The sequence below is a fragment of the Streptomyces sp. NPDC004327 genome (assembly GCF_042873935.1).
Classification (GTDB): domain Bacteria; phylum Actinomycetota; class Actinomycetes; order Streptomycetales; family Streptomycetaceae; genus Streptomyces.
The window spans coordinates 1-17,186 of sequence record NZ_JBIAME010000011.1; the positions used below are offsets into that span (position 1 = coordinate 1).

Genomic DNA, 17,186 nt, shown 5'->3' on the forward strand with positions numbered 1-17,186 from the left:
TTTCCGACTCTATCAGATCTTTCCGATCCGATTTCCTCGGTGCTTTCCGGTCCCGCTTTCTCGACTTTCGTCGTTTCTTTCGGGGCCTTCCGGCGCTCTCCGACTTTATCAGAAGTTCTGAGTCGGATTTCCCGCCCTTCGGTTTCACTCTCCAGGCACTCGATGGTGCCCGGGGCTTCCCCTCTGGCGGAGCCGTAAACGTACTGGAGGGGGGCGCCCCGATGCAAATCGAGGCGCCCCCCTCCCGCCGTACGTCCGTCGCCGGGCGACGGTCCGTCAGACCTCCACGACCACCGGGAGGATCATCGGGCGGCGGCGGTAGGTGTCGGAGACCCACTTGCCGACCGTGCGGCGGATCAGCTGCTGGAGCTGGTGCGGCTCGACCACGCCGTCCTGGGCGGACTTGTTCAGGGCCTGGTCGATCTTCGGGAGCACCGCGTCGAAGGCGGAGTCCTCGATGCCGGAGCCCCGGGCATGGACGTTCGGGCCGCCCACGATCTTGCCGGTCGTCGAGTCGACGACGAGGTAGACCGAGATGATGCCCTCCTCGCCGAGGATCCGGCGGTCCTTCAGGGAGGCCTCGGTGACGTCGCCGACCGAGAGGCCGTCCACGTACACGTAACCCGCCTGGACCTTGCCGGTGATGCGGGCGCGGCCGTCGACCAGGTCGACGACGACGCCGTCCTCGGCGATGACGATGTGGTCCTTGGGGATACCCGTCATCGCGCCGAGCTCGGCGTTGGCGCGCAGGTGGCGCCATTCGCCGTGGACCGGCATGAGGTTCTTCGGCTTGCAGATGTTGTAGAAGTACAGCAGCTCGCCGGCCGAGGCGTGGCCCGAGACGTGGACCTTGGCGTTGCCCTTGTGGACGACGTTGGCGCCCCAGCGGGTCAGGCCGTTGATCACGCGGTAGACCGCGTTCTCGTTGCCGGGGATGAGCGAGGACGCCAGGATCACGGTGTCCCCGGGGACGATCCGGATCTGGTGGTCGCGGTTGGCCATCCGGGACAGGGCGGCCATGGGCTCGCCCTGGGAGCCCGTGCAGACGAGCACGACCTCGTCGTCCGGCAGGTCGTCGAGCGTCTTGACGTCGACGACGAGGCCGGCCGGGACCCGCAGATAGCCCAGGTCACGCGCGATGCCCATGTTGCGGACCATGGAGCGGCCGACGAAGGCGACCCGGCGGCCGTACTCGTGGGCGGCGTCCAGGATCTGCTGGATGCGGTGCACGTGGCTGGCGAAGCTGGCCACGATGATGCGCTTCTGGGCGTTCGCGAACACGTTGCGCAGGACGTTGGAGATGTCGCGCTCGTGTGCCGTGAAGCCCGGGACCTCGGCGTTCGTCGAGTCGGTGAGGAGGAGGTCGATGCCCTCCTCACTCAGCCGCGCGAAGGCGTGCAGGTCCGTGAGGCGGTTGTCCAGCGGGAGCTGGTCCATCTTGAAGTCGCCGGTGTGGACGGCCATGCCCGCGGGGGTGCGGATGGCGACGGCCAGGGCGTCCGGGATGGAGTGGTTGACGGCGATGAACTCGCAGTCGAAGGGGCCGAACCGCTCGCGGTGCCCCTCGGCCACCTCAAGGGTGTAGGGGCGGATGCGGTGCTCCTGGAGCTTGGCCTCGATGAGGGCGAGGGTCAGCTTGGAGCCGATGAGCGGGATGTCCTGCTTCATGCGGAGCAGGTACGGCACACCACCGATGTGGTCCTCGTGGCCGTGGGTCAGGACGATGCCGACGACGTCGTCGAGGCGGTCCTGGATGGTGGTGAAGTCGGGCAGGATCAGGTCGACGCCCGGCTGCTCCTCCTCGGGGAAGAGGACGCCGCAGTCGACGATCAGGAGGCGGCCGTCGTACTCGAAGACCGTCATGTTCCGGCCGATTTCACCGAGCCCACCGAGCGGGGTGACGCGAAGGCCGCCCTTGGGGAGCTTCGGCGGGGCGCCGAGTTCGGGATGCGGATGGCTCAAAAGACTCTCCTCACCATGCGCGCCACGTACCGCTCGGGCACGTGGCGCGCATGACATTCGTGCACTTGCTGTTGTGTTCAGTTACGGGTCTTCAGTTGTGAAGTCTGATGTCAGAGCTGTACCCCGCCGGCGGCCAGGTCGACCTTGAGCTGGGCGGTCTCCTCTTCGGAGAGCCCGACGAGCGGCAGCCGCAGCGGGCCGGCCGGGAGCCCCTGGAGGGCGAGGGCGGCCTTGGTGGTCATGACGCCCTGGGTGCGGAACATGCCGGTGAAGACCGGCAGCAGCCGCTGGTGGATCTCGGTGGCCTTCTGGACGTCGCCGGCCAGGTAGGCCTCGAGCATGGCGCGCAGCTCGGGGGAGACGACGTGGCCGACGACGGAGACGAAGCCGCAGGCGCCCACGGAGAGCAGCGGCAGGTTGAGCATGTCGTCGCCGGAGTACCAGGCGAGGCCGGACCGGGCGATGGCCCAGCTGGCGCGGCCGAGGTCGCCCTTGGCGTCCTTGTTGGCGACGATCCGGGGGTGCTCGGCGAGCCGGACGATGGTCTCGGTGTCGATCGGGACGCCGCTGCGGCCGGGGATGTCGTAGAGCATCACCGGGAGCTCGGTGGCGTCGGCGATGGCCGAGAAGTGCCGGTACAGGCCCTCCTGCGGGGGCTTGTTGTAGTACGGCGTGACGGCGAGCAGGCCGTGCGCGCCGTCGCGTTCGGCGGTGCGGGCGAGCTCGAGGGTGTGGTGGGTGTCGTTGGTCCCGATGCCGGCGACGACGTGGGCGCGGTCGCCGACCGCCTCCAGTACGGCCCGTACGAGCTGCGATTTCTCCGCGTCGGTGGTGGTCGGGGACTCACCGGTGGTGCCGTTGACGATCAGGCCGTCGTTGCCGGCGTCCACGAGGTGGGTGGCGAGTCGCTGGGCGCCGTCGAGGTCGAGTGCGCCGTCCGCCGTGAAGGGCGTGACCATGGCGGTGAGGACCCGCCCGAAGGGGGTCTGCGGAGTGGAGATCGGGGCCATGGGTAACACGCTACTCGCTGCTCAGCGCCGGGTGTCCCCTCGGGGGACGCGATAAAGGGAGCCCGGCACTGCCTGCTCGGGGGTTCAAGCAGTGCCGGGTCCGTTTGATCAGCCTAGATGAACTTCACGAAACGCCGCAATACGGACACTTCGCTCCGGAAGCTCGCACTTTTGTGCCTACCGCGGACGTGTTACGGAGCCACGCGGCCGTTCTTGTTGAAGGCGGCGTGGGTCAGCGGCATCAGCCGGGCCCAGTGCTCCTCCATCTTCTCGCCGACCATCTCGATCTCCCGCTGCGGGAAGGACGGCACGGCGGCGAGCTCGTGCTGGGTGCGCAGGCCGAGGAAGTGCATCAGCGAGCGCGCGTTGCAGGTGGCGTACATCGAGGAGTACAGGCCCACCGGGAGGACCGAACGGGCGACCTCGCGGGCGACGCCGGCGGCCAGCATCTCCTGGTACGTCTCGTACGCCTGGCGGTACGAGTCCTCCATGACCCGGCCGGTCAGCTCGTGCTGCGCCTCGGTGCCCTCGACGAAGACGTACTTGCCCGGGCGGCCCTCCTGGACCAGCTTGCGGGAGGCGTCGGGGACGTAGAAGACCGGCTGCAGCTCCCTGTAGCGGCCCGATTCCTCGTTGTACGACCAGCCCACCCGGTGCCGCATGAACTCGCGGAACACGAAGATCGGGGCGCTGATGAAGAAGGTCATCGAGTTGTGCTCGAAGGGGCTGCCGTGGCGGTCCCGCATCAGGTAGTTGATGAGGCCCTTGGAGCGCTCCGGGTCCTTCTGGAGCTCGTCCAGGGACTGCTCGCCGGCCGTGGACACCCGCGCCGCCCAGAGGACGTCGGAGTCGGCCGCCGCGCTCTTGACCAGCTCGACGGTGACATCGCTCCGTAGGTCGATCTTGACGTTCTCTGCAGCGGTGTCGGTCACCGGCGGTCCTTCCAGTCAGTGCGTGTGGCTCGTCCACTCTATCGACGTCCTCCCTGAGGATGAGATTCGGCCGCTTTGATGAAAAAACGGCACCTCGGCACCGTTTCGGTCGTCTGTACCGGTGACAGACACCTTCGAGCACCGAATCCCAGGAGAGTGGCCCTGATGTTGCGCCGGCGAGAGGCCGTTCCGTTCGCGTTCGTCGCGGAGTCCGACCACTTCCGCAGTAACGTCACTCCGCCGCCGCGGGAGCGTCTCCGGCCGGGCCAGATCCTCGGCCGTACGCTGATGGGGCTGACCGTCGTCGCCGGCCTGGTGGGTGCGCTGATCCTCGGCATGCCGTCCCTGGACTCCTCGGACGCGGGCGGGCAGCGGCAGCACTCCGAGGCATCCGAGGGCCGCTGAGGTAGCCTCACCGGGCACAGCCCACCGAACGTGCTTGTGAGTGAGGACCCGTCGTGCCCCTGCCCTTTCTGACGGCCGACCGTTTCGACGCGGACGACGACGTCGCGCTGCCGTTCGACGACCACGACCAGTGGCGCCGGCCGTACCGGCCCGGGCCGTGGCGGGTGGGGATCGCGGCGCTCGCGCTGCTGCTGGCCTCGTTCGTCCTGCTCGCGGCCGTCGTCATCGCGGCCGCCGGCGCGGTCGGCGGGGCCCTGTTCACCTTCGGGTTCGCCGCGCTGATCATCGCCTGCGCGCTGCGACTGCTCCGGATGGGTGTCTGGGTGAGCCGGGCCGGCCTGCGGCACGTCTCCTTCCTGAGGACGAGGACCGTGCCGTGGCGGCAGACCGCCGCCGTGCGCACCGTCCAGCAGCCGGTGCGCTGGCTGGGACTCCCCCGCACGGTCCAGGGTCAGGCCCTCGTCCTCGTCCGGCACGGCGGCGAGCAGACCCCGCTGCTCACGGACCACAACGCCGACTTCCTCTCCCGCGTCGAGGCCTTCGACCGGGCGGCGGACACGGTCGAGGCGTGGAACGCCGAGTACGGCGAGGACACCGAGCAGGTGAAGAACACGGCGTACGCCGGAGCGCGCTGACCCCGGAGAACACCGCGTACGCCGGAGCCCGCTGACCCAGCGTGCCCCGGCGTACGCCCGTGCGACCGGCTTACCCGGCCTTGTGCAGCGCGATCGCGCGCTGCATGGCCTGGCGGGCCCGCGGGGTGTCGCGGGCGTCGCGGTAGGCCACCGCGAGGCGGAACCAGCAGCGCCAGTCGTCCGGCGAGTCCTCCGTCTCGGCCTTGCGCCGGGCGAAGACCTCGTCGGCGGAGTCGCGGTCGATGCGGCCGCCCTCCGTGCGCCTCAGCTCGTCGACGGGCAGGCCGCCCTCGGCCTCCAGGACCTCGGCCAGCCGGTTGGCCCGGCGCGCGAAGCTGGTGTTCTTCCAGAGGAACCAGACGCCGACCACCGGCAGGACGAACGCTATGGCGCCCATGCCCATGGCCGCCGGCTCGCCGGTCAGCAGCAGGAGGACGCCCTCCATCCCCACCACGCCGAAGACGAGGACGAGGACGGTGGCGAGGAAGACGTACGTGATCTTTCCACCCATGACCGTCAGCCCAGGTCCAGGAAGTTTTCCAGGCCGAAGGTGAGGCCCGGGGTGGTCACGACGCGGCGGGCGCCCAGGAGGACGCCCGGCATGAAGCTGGAGTGGTGCAGCGAGTCGTGCCGCACGGTGAGGGTCTCGCCCTCGCCGCCGAGCAGCACCTCCTGGTGGGCGAGCAGGCCCCGCAGGCGCACGGAGTGCACCGGGACGCCGTCCACGTTCGCGCCGCGCGCGCCGTCCAGGGCGGAAGCGGTGGCGTCCGGCTGGTCGCCGAGGCCGGCCGCCGCGCGGGCGGCGCCGATCAGCTGGGCCGTGCGGGTGGCCGTGCCGGAGGGGGCGTCCACCTTGTTCGGGTGGTGCAGCTCGATGACCTCGACCGACTCGAAGTACGGGGCCGCGATCTGCGCGAACTTCATGGTGAGGACCGCGCCGATGGAGAAGTTCGGGGCGATCAGCACACCCGTCCGGGGCGACTGGTCGAGCCAGCCGCCCAGCTGCGCGAGGCGCTCCTCGGTCCAGCCGGTGGTCCCGACGACCGCGTGGATGCCGTGGCGCACGCAGAAGTCGAGGTTGCCCATGACCGAGCCGGGAGTGGTCAGCTCGACGGCGACCTGGGCGTCCGCCTCGACGAGGGACTCCAGCTTGTCGCCGCGGCCGAGGGCCGCGACCAGTTCCATGTCCTCGGCGGCCTCGACGGCCCTGACGGCCTCGGAGCCGATGCGGCCCTGGGCTCCGAGGACCGCCACGCGCAGCTTGCTCATCTGATTCCTTAGGTGCGGGAACGGGTGCTTGACGAGGTGCTCAGGCGACCACGGTGTGGAGCCGGTCCGCCTGCTTGTCCTTCAGCGGACCTATCACCGAGAGCGAGGGCCGCTGGTCCAGTACATCGCGGGCCACCGCGCGCACCTCGTCGGGGGTGACGGCCGCGATGGTGGACAGCATGTCGTCGACCGACATCTGCGTGCCCCAGCACAGCTCGCTCTTGCCGATGCGGTTCATCAGCGCGCCGGTGTCCTCCAGGCCCAGCACGGTGGAGCCGGAGAGCTGGCCGACGGCGCGGGCGATCTCCTCGTCGGTGAGCCCGTCGGCGGCGACCTTCTCCAGCTCGTCCCGGCAGATCTTCAGCACGTCGTGGATCTGGCTGGGCCGGCAGCCGGCGTACACGCCGAACAGGCCGCAGTCGGCGAAGCCGGAGGTGTACGAGTACACGCTGTAGGCGAGGCCGCGCTTCTCCCGCACCTCCTGGAAGAGGCGGGAGGACATGCCGCCGCCGAGGGCGGTGTTCAGCACGCCGAGCGCCCAGCGGCGCTCGTCGTTGCGGGCCAGGCCCGGCATGCCGAGGACCACGTGGGCCTGCTCGGTCTTGCGGCCGAGCACCTCGACCCGGCCGGCCGCCTTGATGGTGCGGTGTCCGTCGCGCGGGGCGACGGGGACGGCGTCGGTACGGGTGAGGGCGCCGGCCTTCTCGAAGGCGCGGCGGACCTGGCGCACCACCGTGGCGTGGTCGACGTTGCCCGCGGCGGCGACGACCAGGTGGGTCGGGTCGTAGTGCTTCTTGTAGAAGCGGGCGATCCGGCCCCGGTCGAGGGCGCTGACGGTGTCGACGGTGCCGAGGACCGGGCGGCCCAGCGGGGTGTCGCCGAACATCGTCCGCGCGAAGAGGTCGTGGACCACGTCGCCCGGGTCGTCCTCGGTCATCGCGATCTCTTCGAGGATCGCGCCGCGCTCGACGTTCACGTCCTCTTCGAGGATGAGCGAGCCGGTGAGCATGTCGCAGACGACGTCGATCGCCAGCGGCAGGTCGGTGTCGAGGACCCGCGCGTAATAGCAGGTGTACTCCTTCGCCGTGAAGGCGTTCATCTCGCCGCCGACCGCGTCGATCGCGGCGGAGATGTCGAGGGCGGACCGCTTGCGGGTGCCCTTGAAGAGGAGGTGCTCCAGGTAGTGGGTGGCGCCGTTGAGCGCCGGGGTCTCGTCGCGGGAGCCGACGTGCGCCCAGATGCCGAAGGTGGCGGAGCGCACCGAGGGCAGCGTCTCGGTGACGATGCGGAGGCCGCCGGGGAGGGTCGTGCGCCGGACCGTGCCGATGCCGTCCTTGCCCGGGAGAAGCGTTTGGGTACGGGCGACGGCCCGCCCCTCGGAGGAGGGGCGGGCCGTCGTCACGGAACTGCGGGACGTCACTGGTCCGAGGCGTCCTTCTCGGTCTCTTCGCCCTCGATCACGGGGATGAGGGAGAGCTTGCCGCGCTGGTCGATCTCGGCGATCTCGACCTGGACCTTGGCGCCGACCGCGAGCACGTCCTCGACGTTCTCCACGCGCTTGCCACCGGCGAGCTTGCGGATCTGCGAGATGTGCAGCAGGCCGTCCTTGCCCGGCATGAGGGAGACGAAGGCACCGAAGGTGGTGGTCTTGACGACCGTACCCAGGTAGCGCTCGCCGACCTCCGGCATGGTCGGGTTGGCGATGCCGTTGATCGTGGCGCGGGCGGCCTCGGCGGCCGGGCCGTCGGCGGCACCGATGTAGATGGTGCCGTCGTCCTCGATCGTGATCTCGGCGCCGGTGTCCTCCTGGATCTGGTTGATCATCTTGCCCTTGGGGCCGATGACCTCACCGATCTTGTCCACGGGGATCTTGACGGTGATGATCCGCGGGGCGTTCGGGGACATCTCGTCCGGCGTGTCGATCGCTTCCATCATCACGTCGAGGATGTGGAGGCGGGCGTCGCGGGCCTGCTTGAGGGCCGCGGCCAGGACGGAGGCCGGGATGCCGTCCAGCTTGGTGTCGAGCTGGAGGGCGGTGACGAACTCCTTCGTACCGGCGACCTTGAAGTCCATGTCGCCGAAGGCGTCCTCCGCACCGAGGATGTCGGTGAGGGCGACGTAGTGCGTCTTGCCGTCGATCTCCTGGGAGATCAGGCCCATGGCGATACCGGCGACGGGGGCCTTCAGCGGCACACCGGCGTTCAGCAGCGACATGGTGGAGGCGCAGACCGAGCCCATGGACGTCGAGCCGTTGGAGCCGAGGGCCTCGGACACCTGACGGATCGCGTAGGGGAACTCCTCGCGGGTCGGCAGGACCGGCACGATCGCGCGCTCGGCGAGCGCGCCGTGGCCGATCTCGCGGCGCTTCGGGGAGCCGACGCGGCCGGTCTCGCCGACGGAGTACGGCGGGAAGTTGTAGTTGTGCATGTAGCGCTTGCGGGTCACCGGGGAGAGGGTGTCCAGCTGCTGCTCCATGCGGAGCATGTTGAGGGTGGTGACGCCCAGGATCTGGGTCTCGCCACGCTCGAACAGGGCGGAGCCGTGCACGCGCGGGATCGCCTCGACCTCGGCGGCGAGCGTACGGATGTCCGTGACGCCACGGCCGTCGATGCGGACCTTGTCCTTGATGACGCGCTCGCGGACCAGGGCCTTGGTCAGGCTGCGGTACGCGGCGGAGATCTCCTTCTCGCGGCCTTCGAAGGCCGGGAGGAGCTTCTCGGCGGCGATCTCCTTGACGCGGTCCAGCTCGGCCTCGCGGTCCTGCTTGCCCGCGATGGTCAGCGCCTGGGAGAGCTCGCCCTTGACGGCGGCCGCGAGGGCCTCGTACACGTCGTCCTGGTAGTCCAGGAAGACCGGGAACTCGCCCTCGGGCTTGGCGGCCTTGGCGGCCAGGTCGGCCTGGGCCTTGCAGAGGACCTTGATGAACGGCTTCGCGGCCTCGAGGCCCGCGGCGACGATCTCCTCGGTCGGCGCCTCGGCGCCGCCCTTGACGAGGGCGATGGTCTTCTCGGTGGCCTCGGCCTCGACCATCATGATCGCGACGTCGCCGTCCTCGAGGGTGCGACCCGCGACGACCATGTCGAAGACGGCGTCCTCGAGCTCGGTGTGCGTCGGGAAGGCGACCCACTGGCCCTTGATCAGCGCGACGCGGACGCCGCCGATCGGGCCGGAGAAGGGCAGGCCGGCCAGCTGGGTGGACGCGGACGCGGCGTTGATCGCGACGACGTCGTACAGGTGGTCGGGGTTGAGCGCCATGACCGTGGCGACGACCTGGATCTCGTTGCGCAGGCCCTTCTTGAAGGACGGGCGCAGCGGGCGGTCGATCAGACGGCAGGTGAGGATCGCGTCCTCGGAGGGGCGGCCCTCACGGCGGAAGAAGGAGCCGGGGATCTTGCCGGCTGCGTACATCCGCTCCTCGACGTCCACCGTCAGGGGGAAGAAGTCGAGCTGGTCCTTGGGCTTCTTCGACGCGGTGGTCGCGGAGAGGACCATCGTGTCGTCGTCCAGGTACGCGACGGCGGAGCCGGCGGCCTGGCGGGCCAGGCGGCCCGTCTCGAAGCGGATGGTGCGGGTGCCGAAGGCGCCGTTGTCGATGACGGCCTCGGCGTAGTGGGTCTCGTTCTCCACTAGCGGTTTCTCCTACGTTTTCGTCTTTGCGTCCGCGGACCCGTGTGGCCCGGAACGGTGCGGGAGAAGCGCTCTGATGGCGGGCCGGTCTTCGATCGAAGCCTCCGGGACCACTGCCCGGGGGCCACTACCGAGGACCGGCGGCGGGCCGGCTGCTTCTCGCGCGTGGATGTGGCGTTGTGCGACCAGACTAAGGTCCGGTGGCACCTTCGCGCACGTACAGCAAAGGGAGCGGCCCCCTGAAAGTGGGAACCGCTCCCTTCACAGCGTCTTACTTGGCGCCGCCGGCCGCACCGCGGCGGATGCCGAGGCGGTCGACCAGCGCACGGAAGCGCTGGATGTCCTTCTTGGCCAGGTACTGCAGCAGGCGGCGGCGCTGACCGACCAGGATGAGCAGACCACGACGGGAGTGGTGGTCGTGCTTGTGGGCCTTGAGGTGCTCGGTCAGGTCCGAGATGCGGCGGGACAGCATCGCGACCTGGACCTCGGGGGAGCCGGTGTCGCCCTCCTTGGTGCCGAACTCGGCCATGATCTGCTTCTTGACGGCGGCGTCGAGAGCCACGCGGATCTCCTCTTGGTTCGTGCGCCCACGAGTGCCCCTGGTCTTGGTCTCAGGGGAAACTTCCATGACTCGCGAGCGAAGGTCCGATGAGCGCTGCTCCCCGATGCCGGTCGGAAGACCGGCGGTTTCCGGGAGCGCGTACACAAACGGCCGTCACACAGCGTACCAGGTCGCCTCAGGACGGCTGAGGCGACCCGGAGCGACGGGCCGGGGCGACCCGGGGTGACCGCGCGGGGCTCAGCCGGTCAGGGAGCGGGCCCGCATGAAGACGTCGAGGACGGCGAGGCAGAGCGGGACCAGGGCGAGCAGGACGAAGCCCTCGGTGAGGTCGAGCAGCCTCCCCCAGAAGGGGGACAGGCCCTTCCTCGGGATGATCAGGCCGATCGCGGTGACCAGGGCGGCGCCGGCGGCGACGGCCGCGGTGAGCCAGATCGTACGGATGTCGAGGCCGCCGCGGTCCCCGTACATCAGGAGGTCCTTGACGAGGTCGGTCGGCGGGTTCAGGGAGAGGCCGAGGACCAGCAGGGCGATCGCGGCGAGGCCGGCCACCAGGACGCAGGCGACCTGCGAGGTGTAGCGGAAGAGACGGGCGCGCAGCAGCATCGCGAGGCCGGCGGCGAGGGCGAGCAGCTGGCCCCACGTGTTCCCGGCGAAGCCGAGCACCGCGCAGGAGCCGACGACGACGGCCGCGCAGCCGCCGACCAGGCCGAGGAGCATCTCGTGGCCGCGGCGGGCCTGCAGCGCGATCCGCTCGGCGTCGACGGGCTGGGCCTCGCCGAGGAGCGGCTGGTGCGGGTCGGCCGCGAAGTCCTCGTCGGCGGCGCTGCGCGGGGAGGCGTAGCCGATCGGGAGGCGGGCGAAGCGGGCCGAGAGGCCGGGCAGGAAGGCGACCAGGCCGATGGCGGCGGGCACGCACACGGCGGCGGTCTCGGTGGCCGACGCCTCGGTGAGGATCGCGGCGAAGGTGGCGAGGGTGCCGACGGTGGCCAGGAAGGTCGCGGCGACGAAGGGGGCGTCGCCGCTCGGGGTGAGCGCGACGAGGGTGACGGCGGCGACCAGGACGGTGACGCAGCCGAGCAGGAACTGGAGCCGGCCGGGGCCCTGGCCGGCGGCGGGGGCGATGATCCCGGAGCCGGCGATGAGCAGCAGCGGCAGCGCGCCGAGGCCGAGGGCTACGGCGGTGGCCCGGTCGCCGTACACCCGGGCGCGGACGCCGGCGAAGGCGGTGAGGAGCACGCCGGCGGCGCCGGCGATGACGCCGGGCAGGCTGTGCATGTCGTGGCGGACCGGGTCGGCGAACCAGAGCACGAAGCCCATGAGGACGAGCAGCAGCACGCCGCCGACGAGTCCGGCGCCGCGCAGCAGCTCGTCGCTCCACAGGTGGCGGTCGCGGGTGACGGCGGAGGCGACGGCGTCGGAGACGTCGTCGAAGACGGCGGGCGGCAGCGACTCGGCGAACGGGCGCAGGCTGAGCACCTCGCCGTCGAGGACCCGCTGGGCGGCGAGCGTGCGGGCGCCGTCGAGCACGGTGCCGTCGCGGCGGACCAGGTGGTAGCCGGTGGGGGCGCCGGCCGGCTGGGTCTGTCCGGTGAGCCGCAGGATCTCCGGGTAGACGTCGGCGACGGCGATGTCCTCGGGGAGTGCCACGTCGATGCGGCTGTCCGGCGCCACGACGGTGACGCGGCAGAAGCCGGTCGCTGCGGTCGTACTCACGTTTCTGGACCCCCTGATTCGCGGTTGCGCACGGTGCGGGTCACCCTACCGGGGTCCTGTGTCAGCAGCTGCAAGTAGGATCCTTTGCTCTCAGGGGGAGGCCGTCGCGAACGGGGCGCCGGCGCGGAAGCTCCCTCACGAGCCCGCCCGTAACGAGGGATTGATGCGCCGGTGAGCCAGATCGTCGTCAAACGCCCGCCGAGGTCCCTTCCTCCGGAAGTCCCCAGTGAGGAACTGGTCCTGGAGTCCCCGCCGGAACTGCCGCGGGGGCAGCAGGAGTCCGCGCTGATGCAGCTGCTGCCGATGCTCGGCATGGGCTCGTCGGTGGTGTTCTTCTTCATGACGCCGTCCCCGATCATGAAGATCATGGGCACGCTGATGCTGGCGTCGACGGTCGGCATGGCGATCGCCCAGTTCGTCAGATTCCGCCGGGGTGCGCAGGGGCAAATGGCCGATGTGCGGCGGGACTACCTCAAATACCTCGCCCAGACGCGGCGCGCGGTGCGGCGCACGGCGCGCAAGCAGCGGGACGCGCAGCTGTATCTGCACCCGGCGCCCGAGCAGTTGTGGTCGGTGGTCGCGGAGGGCTCGCGGGTCTGGGAGCGGCGGGTCGGCGACCACGACTTCGCGCAGGCCCGGATCGGGCTCGGCGCCCAGCAGTTGTCGACGCCGCTGGTGGCGCCGGACACGGCGCCGGTGGACGAGCTGGAGCCGCTGTGCGCGGGCGCGATGCAGCAGTTCCTGGCGGTGCACGGCACGCTGGACGGGCTGCCGATGGCGGTGTCGCTGCGGGCCTTCTACCACGTGACGGTGTCCGGCGAACCGGAGGCGGCGCAGTCCGCGGCGCGCGGTCTGGTGGCCCAACTGGTCACGCTGCACTCCCCCGACGACCTGATGGTGGCCGTGGTGGCGGCGCGCGGCGCGCAGGAGCGCTGGGACTGGACGAAGTGGCTGCCGCACACGCAGGTGCCCGGCACGGTCGACGGCGCCGGCACGAAGCGGCTGTTCGGTGACGACCTGGGCGAGCTGGAGCAGCTGCTGCGCTCGCGGCTCGACGGGCGGCCGCGGTTCAGCCGGGACAACCAGCCGGTCCTGGACCAGCCGCACGTGGTGGTCGTCCTCGACGGCGGGATGGTGCCGCCGGACTCGCTGTTCGCGGCGCCCGAGGGCCTGCAGGGCGTGACGATCGTCGAGGTGGTGTCCGGCGAGCTCGACGAGCCGCGCGGCGGGCTCTCCGTGATCGTGCGGCCCGGGCGGCTGCGCCTGGAGTCGGGCGGCGGCTTCGCCTACGAGGGGCTGCCGGACGTCATGTCGGTGCAGGCCGCCGAGGCGCTGGCCCGGCAGCTCGCGCCGCTGCGGATGGGCGGCGGGGACGACGACGACGAACCGCTGCTCGCCAACCTGGACTTCACCGATCTGCTGAACCTGGGCGACGCGGCGTCGGTGGACGTGGCGCGCACCTGGCGGCCGCGGTCGGTCGCGGAGCGTCTTCGGGTGCCGATCGGTGTCGGCGAGGACGGCGGGCCGGTCATGCTGGACCTGAAGGAGGCCGCGCAGGAGGGCATGGGCCCGCACGGTCTGTGCGTGGGCGCGACCGGTTCCGGCAAGTCGGAGCTGCTGCGCACGCTGGTGCTCGGCCTCGCGGTGACGCACTCCTCGGAGACGCTGAACTTCGTCCTCGCGGACTTCAAGGGCGGCGCGACCTTCGCGGGCATGTCGCAGATGCCGCACGTGGCGGCCGTCATCACCAACCTGGCCGACGACCTGACGCTGGTCGACCGCATGGGCGACGCGATCCGCGGCGAGCTGCAGCGGCGCCAGGAGCTGCTGCGTTCGGCGGGCAACTACGCCAACATCCACGACTACGAGAAGGCGCGGGCGGCCGGCGCCCCGCTGGAGCCGCTGGCCTCACTCGTCCTGGTCATCGACGAGTTCAGCGAGCTGTTGACGGCCAAGCCCGACTTCATCGACATGTTCATCCAGATCGGCCGCATCGGCCGCTCGCTCGGTGTGCACCTGCTGCTCGCCTCGCAGCGCCTGGAGGAGGGCAAGCTGCGCGGCCTCGACACGTACCTGTCGTACCGGATCGGTCTGCGGACCTTCTCGGCGGCGGAGTCGCGCACGGCGATCGGTGTGCCGGACGCGTACCACCTGCCGTCGGTGCCGGGTTCGGGCTATCTGAAGTTCGGTACGGACGAGATGACGCGCTTCAAGGCGGCGTACGTCTCCGGCACGTACCGCACCGGCGGGCCGCGCCTGGAGGCCGGGAGCATGGCGATCGAGCGGCGGCCCTCGCTGTTCACGGCGACGCCGGTGCCCGTGGTGTACGCGGCGCCGGACCCGGCGTACCTGACGGCGCAGCGGTCCGAGGAGGACGAGGCGCTCGCGGACACCGTCCTCGACGTCATCGTGCGCCGCCTGGAGGGGCAGGGCGTGCCGGCCCACCAGGTGTGGCTGCCGCCGCTCGACCAGGCTCCGTCGCTCGACCAGCTGCTGCCGGGGCTCGCGCAGACCGCGGAGCGCGGGCTCACGGCCACCGAGTACACCCGGCCGGGCGGGCTCACCGTGCCGCTCGGCCTCATCGACAAGCCGTTCGAGCAGCGGCGCGAGGTGCTGTACCGGGACTTCTCCGGCGCGGCGGGCCACATGATGGTGGTCGGCGGTCCGCAGTCCGGAAAGTCGACGCTGATGCGCGCGCTGGTCTCGTCGTTCGCGCTCACCCACACCCCGGCCGAGGTGCAGTTCTACTGCCTGGACTTCGGCGGCGGCGGCCTGTCGTCGATCGCGGGTCTGCCGCACGTCGGCGGCGTGGCGTCCCGGCTCGACCCGGAGCGGGTGCGGCGCACGGTCGCCGAGGTGCTCGGCGTGCTCAACCGGCGCGAGGAGTTCTTCCGCTCGCAGAACATCGACTCCATCGCCACCTACCGGCGCAAGCGCGCCGCCGGCGAACTGCCCGGCGAGGCCTGGGGCGACGTCTTCCTCGTGATCGACGGCTGGGGCGGCTTCAGGACCGAGTACGAGGGCCTGGAGGCGTCCGTCGCGGACATCGCCGCCCGCGGCCTCGGCTACGGCATCCACGTCGTCATCACCGCCGCCCGCTACATGGAGGTGCGGGCCGCGCTCAAGGACCAGATGCTCGGGCGCCTGGAGCTGCGGCTCGGTGACGTCATGGACTCCGAGTTCGACCGCAAGGTCGCGGCGAACGTGCCGACCGGCGTGCCCGGGCGCGGCCAGGTCCCGGAGAAGCTGCACTTCATGGGCGCGCTGCCGCGCATCGACGGCTCCAGCTCGGCGGGCGACCTCGCGGACGGCACGGCGGCGTTCGTCGAGGCGGTGCGCGCCGCCTGGCACGGGCCGGCGACCCCGCCCGTACGGCTCCTGCCGCACAAGCTGTCGGCCGACCGGCTGCCGAAGGGCTTCGAGTTCCCGCAGCACGGCGTCGCGATCGGCATCGACGAGACGCGCCTGGAACCGGTGTTCGTCAACTTCGACACCGACCCGTTCTTCCTGATCTTCGGCGAGAGCGAGTCCGGCAAGACCAACCTGCTGCGCCTCATCGCCAAGCAGATCGGCGAGCGCTACTCCCCCGACGAGGCCAAGCTCGTCGTCGGCGACTACCGGCGTTCGCTGCTCGGCAGTCTGCCGGAGGAGCACCTCCTGGAGTACGCGCCGATGGCGAGCGCCATGCAGATGCACATGGAGGCCCTGTCGGGCGTCTTCGCGCGGCGCCAGCCGCCGCAGGACGTGACGCCGCAGCAGCTGCGCGACCGCAGCTGGTGGTCGGGCCCGCAGGTCTTCATCATCGTCGACGACTACGACCTGGTGGCGACGAGCGCCGGCAACCCGCTGGCCCCGCTCGCCGAGTTCCTCCCCTTCGCGCGCGACACGGGCGTCCGCTTCATCATCGCCCGCAACAGCGCGGGCGCCTCGCGCTCGATGTACGAGGCGTTCATGCAGCGCATCAAGGAACTGGGCGCGCAGGGCGTGCTCCTGTCCGGCGACCCGTCGGAGGGCGACCTGCTGGGCAACGCCCGCCCGCGCCCGATGCCGGCGGGCCGCGGCCTGTTCGTGTCACGGCGGGGACAGGCGTCGCTGGTGCAGACGGGGCAGATGCCGCGGATGTGAGGCGGGGTGCGGGGCGGGGCGGGCGAGGCGCCGGGGAACGGCGCCGGCGGCGTCCCGCCCCGCGACCGGGCGAACGTGTGGTGAAGCCGCTCGCCGGGAGCGGCACGTCGTGGCCCGGGCCGGACGTGGCGTCGCGGGCGGCTCCACGGACGGCGCGCACGGCAGCTCCGCGGTGACGGCCGGGCGACCGTCGCGTACGGCTGGGCGCGGCCGGCGGGCGCGAAGAATGGCGCGATGGCGATGGGCTCGCGATCGTACGAGCTGAACGGCGCCACCGGAACGTCCGATGACATGGCGGGGGATCTCCACGTCCCGTGCCGGCTGCGAGACGAGCGGGACGTGGCCTGTCGGGGCGTGAAGTGCAGGAATTATGGAGGCGCCCGGGCTGGTCGGTCCGGCCGTGGAAGCCGTGCATATGATCGAGTCCTTGCCAACGGGGAGGCGGATCATGGCAGGTGATTTCAGTCAGGAGTGGGCCCGATCAGGCTCGGGCGGCGGTGCCGACGGGCAGGTCGGCATGCAGTTGAACCACGTGCCGCCGGAACCGTCGGGTACGACGCCGCCGGCTCCGCCCGTGTACGGGCCGTTCGCCCCGGGCAAGGGGCCCAACGACTTCGCGTCGACGCCGGCCGACAAGAAGGCCGCGGCGAACACGATCGAGAACGAGCTGCAGCCGAACACGAAGAAGGCCGCGGAGCACGCGGACGAAGCCACCAGCAGCGCCCAGAAGGGCTTCGACGGCTGGGACACGGCCGCGGGCCTGAAGAAGGTGGCGGACACCTGGGACCAGCAGGTAAAGAACCTGATGGGCCGCCTGGACGCCGAGAAGGGCGCGCTGCGCGGGGCCTCGGGCCTGTTCGTGCGCAACGACACCGGGACGGGCAACCAGTTCCTGTCGCAGTCGAAGTTGAACGGTCTGTAGGGGCTGCGGTGCTGAACTATCACG

The 17,186-nt window shown here is 70.9% G+C and carries 13 protein-coding genes; 4 read left to right on the plus strand and 9 right to left on the minus strand.

Annotation, left to right across the window (positions count from 1 at the left end; all coding sequences use genetic code 11):
- Positions 1–276: 276 nt before the first annotated feature.
- The 3 genes from ACFYU9_RS31765 to thyX all read right to left on the minus strand — a co-directional run bounded on the left by ACFYU9_RS31765 (position 277) and on the right by thyX (position 3,904).
- Complete coding sequence (locus ACFYU9_RS31765; protein ID WP_389209171.1) at positions 277–1,962, minus strand: ribonuclease J; 1,686 nt, start codon at positions 1,960–1,962, stop codon at positions 277–279.
- Positions 1,963–2,072: 110 nt separating this feature from the next.
- Entirely contained in the window at positions 2,073–2,972 is a 900-nt protein-coding gene (dapA, locus tag ACFYU9_RS31770; RefSeq protein WP_389347082.1) for a 4-hydroxy-tetrahydrodipicolinate synthase, read from the minus strand.
- 191 nt (positions 2,973–3,163) lie between these two features.
- Positions 3,164–3,904, minus strand: coding sequence for an FAD-dependent thymidylate synthase (thyX, locus tag ACFYU9_RS31775; protein WP_389209167.1), 741 nt, complete (start codon positions 3,902–3,904; stop codon positions 3,164–3,166).
- Positions 3,905–4,069: 165 nt separating this feature from the next.
- On the opposite strand from thyX, the gene ACFYU9_RS31780 reads away from it, so the two are divergent.
- Positions 4,070–4,309, plus strand: coding sequence for a hypothetical protein (locus tag ACFYU9_RS31780; RefSeq protein ID WP_389209165.1), 240 nt, complete (start codon positions 4,070–4,072; stop codon positions 4,307–4,309).
- A 53-nt stretch (positions 4,310–4,362) separates the two neighbouring features.
- On the plus strand, positions 4,363–4,944 hold the full coding sequence (locus tag ACFYU9_RS31785; RefSeq protein ID WP_389347084.1) for a hypothetical protein: 582 nt from the start codon (positions 4,363–4,365) through the stop codon (positions 4,942–4,944).
- A 70-nt stretch (positions 4,945–5,014) separates the two neighbouring features.
- Here the strand turns inward: ACFYU9_RS31785 and ACFYU9_RS31790 are convergent, their stop codons facing one another.
- The 6 genes from ACFYU9_RS31790 to eccD form a co-directional block, all read right to left on the minus strand.
- Positions 5,015–5,455: a hypothetical protein gene (locus ACFYU9_RS31790; RefSeq protein WP_389209161.1), complete on the minus strand. Its 441-nt coding sequence runs from the start codon at positions 5,453–5,455 to the stop codon at positions 5,015–5,017.
- Positions 5,456–5,460: 5 nt separating this feature from the next.
- Positions 5,461–6,213: a 4-hydroxy-tetrahydrodipicolinate reductase gene (gene dapB / locus ACFYU9_RS31795; RefSeq protein WP_389209159.1), complete on the minus strand. Its 753-nt coding sequence runs from the start codon at positions 6,211–6,213 to the stop codon at positions 5,461–5,463.
- 40 nt (positions 6,214–6,253) lie between these two features.
- Positions 6,254–7,633: a M16 family metallopeptidase gene (locus ACFYU9_RS31800; RefSeq protein ID WP_389209157.1), complete on the minus strand. Its 1,380-nt coding sequence runs from the start codon at positions 7,631–7,633 to the stop codon at positions 6,254–6,256.
- Positions 7,630–9,840 (minus strand): polyribonucleotide nucleotidyltransferase, encoded by a 2,211-nt coding sequence (locus tag ACFYU9_RS31805; RefSeq protein ID WP_389209155.1) that lies wholly within the window; start codon positions 9,838–9,840, stop codon positions 7,630–7,632. Before ACFYU9_RS31805 ends, ACFYU9_RS31800 begins: the two co-directional genes overlap by 4 nt.
- Before the next feature lie 271 nt (positions 9,841–10,111).
- Complete coding sequence (gene rpsO / locus ACFYU9_RS31810; protein ID WP_389209153.1) at positions 10,112–10,402, minus strand: 30S ribosomal protein S15; 291 nt, start codon at positions 10,400–10,402, stop codon at positions 10,112–10,114.
- Positions 10,403–10,639: 237 nt separating this feature from the next.
- Positions 10,640–12,115 carry a type VII secretion integral membrane protein EccD gene (eccD, locus tag ACFYU9_RS31815; protein ID WP_389209151.1) on the minus strand — a complete coding sequence of 492 codons (1,476 nt, stop codon included), beginning with the start codon at positions 12,113–12,115 and terminating at the stop codon, positions 10,640–10,642.
- 171 nt (positions 12,116–12,286) lie between these two features.
- Here eccD and eccCa point away from each other — a divergent pair, with 171 nt between their 5' ends.
- Entirely contained in the window at positions 12,287–16,240 is a 3,954-nt protein-coding gene (gene eccCa / locus ACFYU9_RS31820; protein ID WP_389347086.1) for a type VII secretion protein EccCa, read from the plus strand.
- Between the two features lie 448 nt (positions 16,241–16,688).
- The gene (locus ACFYU9_RS31825; protein ID WP_389209147.1) at positions 16,689–17,162 is read left to right on the plus strand and encodes a hypothetical protein; all 474 of its coding nucleotides are present in this window, start codon (positions 16,689–16,691) and stop codon (positions 17,160–17,162) included.
- Positions 17,163–17,186: the final 24 nt, after the last annotated feature.

Excerpts from the sequence above, each read along its gene's own strand:
- ACFYU9_RS31780 (WP_389209165.1), top strand. The coding sequence starts at position 4,070 with ATGTTGCGCCGGCGAGAGGCCGTTCCGTTCGCGTTCGTCGCGGAGTCC.
- ACFYU9_RS31790 (WP_389209161.1), bottom strand. The coding sequence starts at position 5,455 with ATGGGTGGAAAGATCACGTACGTCTTCCTCGCCACCGTCCTCGTCCTC.
- ACFYU9_RS31825 (WP_389209147.1), top strand. The coding sequence starts at position 16,689 with ATGGCAGGTGATTTCAGTCAGGAGTGGGCCCGATCAGGCTCGGGCGGC.
- dapB (WP_389209159.1), bottom strand. The coding sequence starts at position 6,213 with ATGAGCAAGCTGCGCGTGGCGGTCCTCGGAGCCCAGGGCCGCATCGGC.
- dapA (WP_389347082.1), bottom strand. The coding sequence starts at position 2,972 with ATGGCCCCGATCTCCACTCCGCAGACCCCCTTCGGGCGGGTCCTCACC.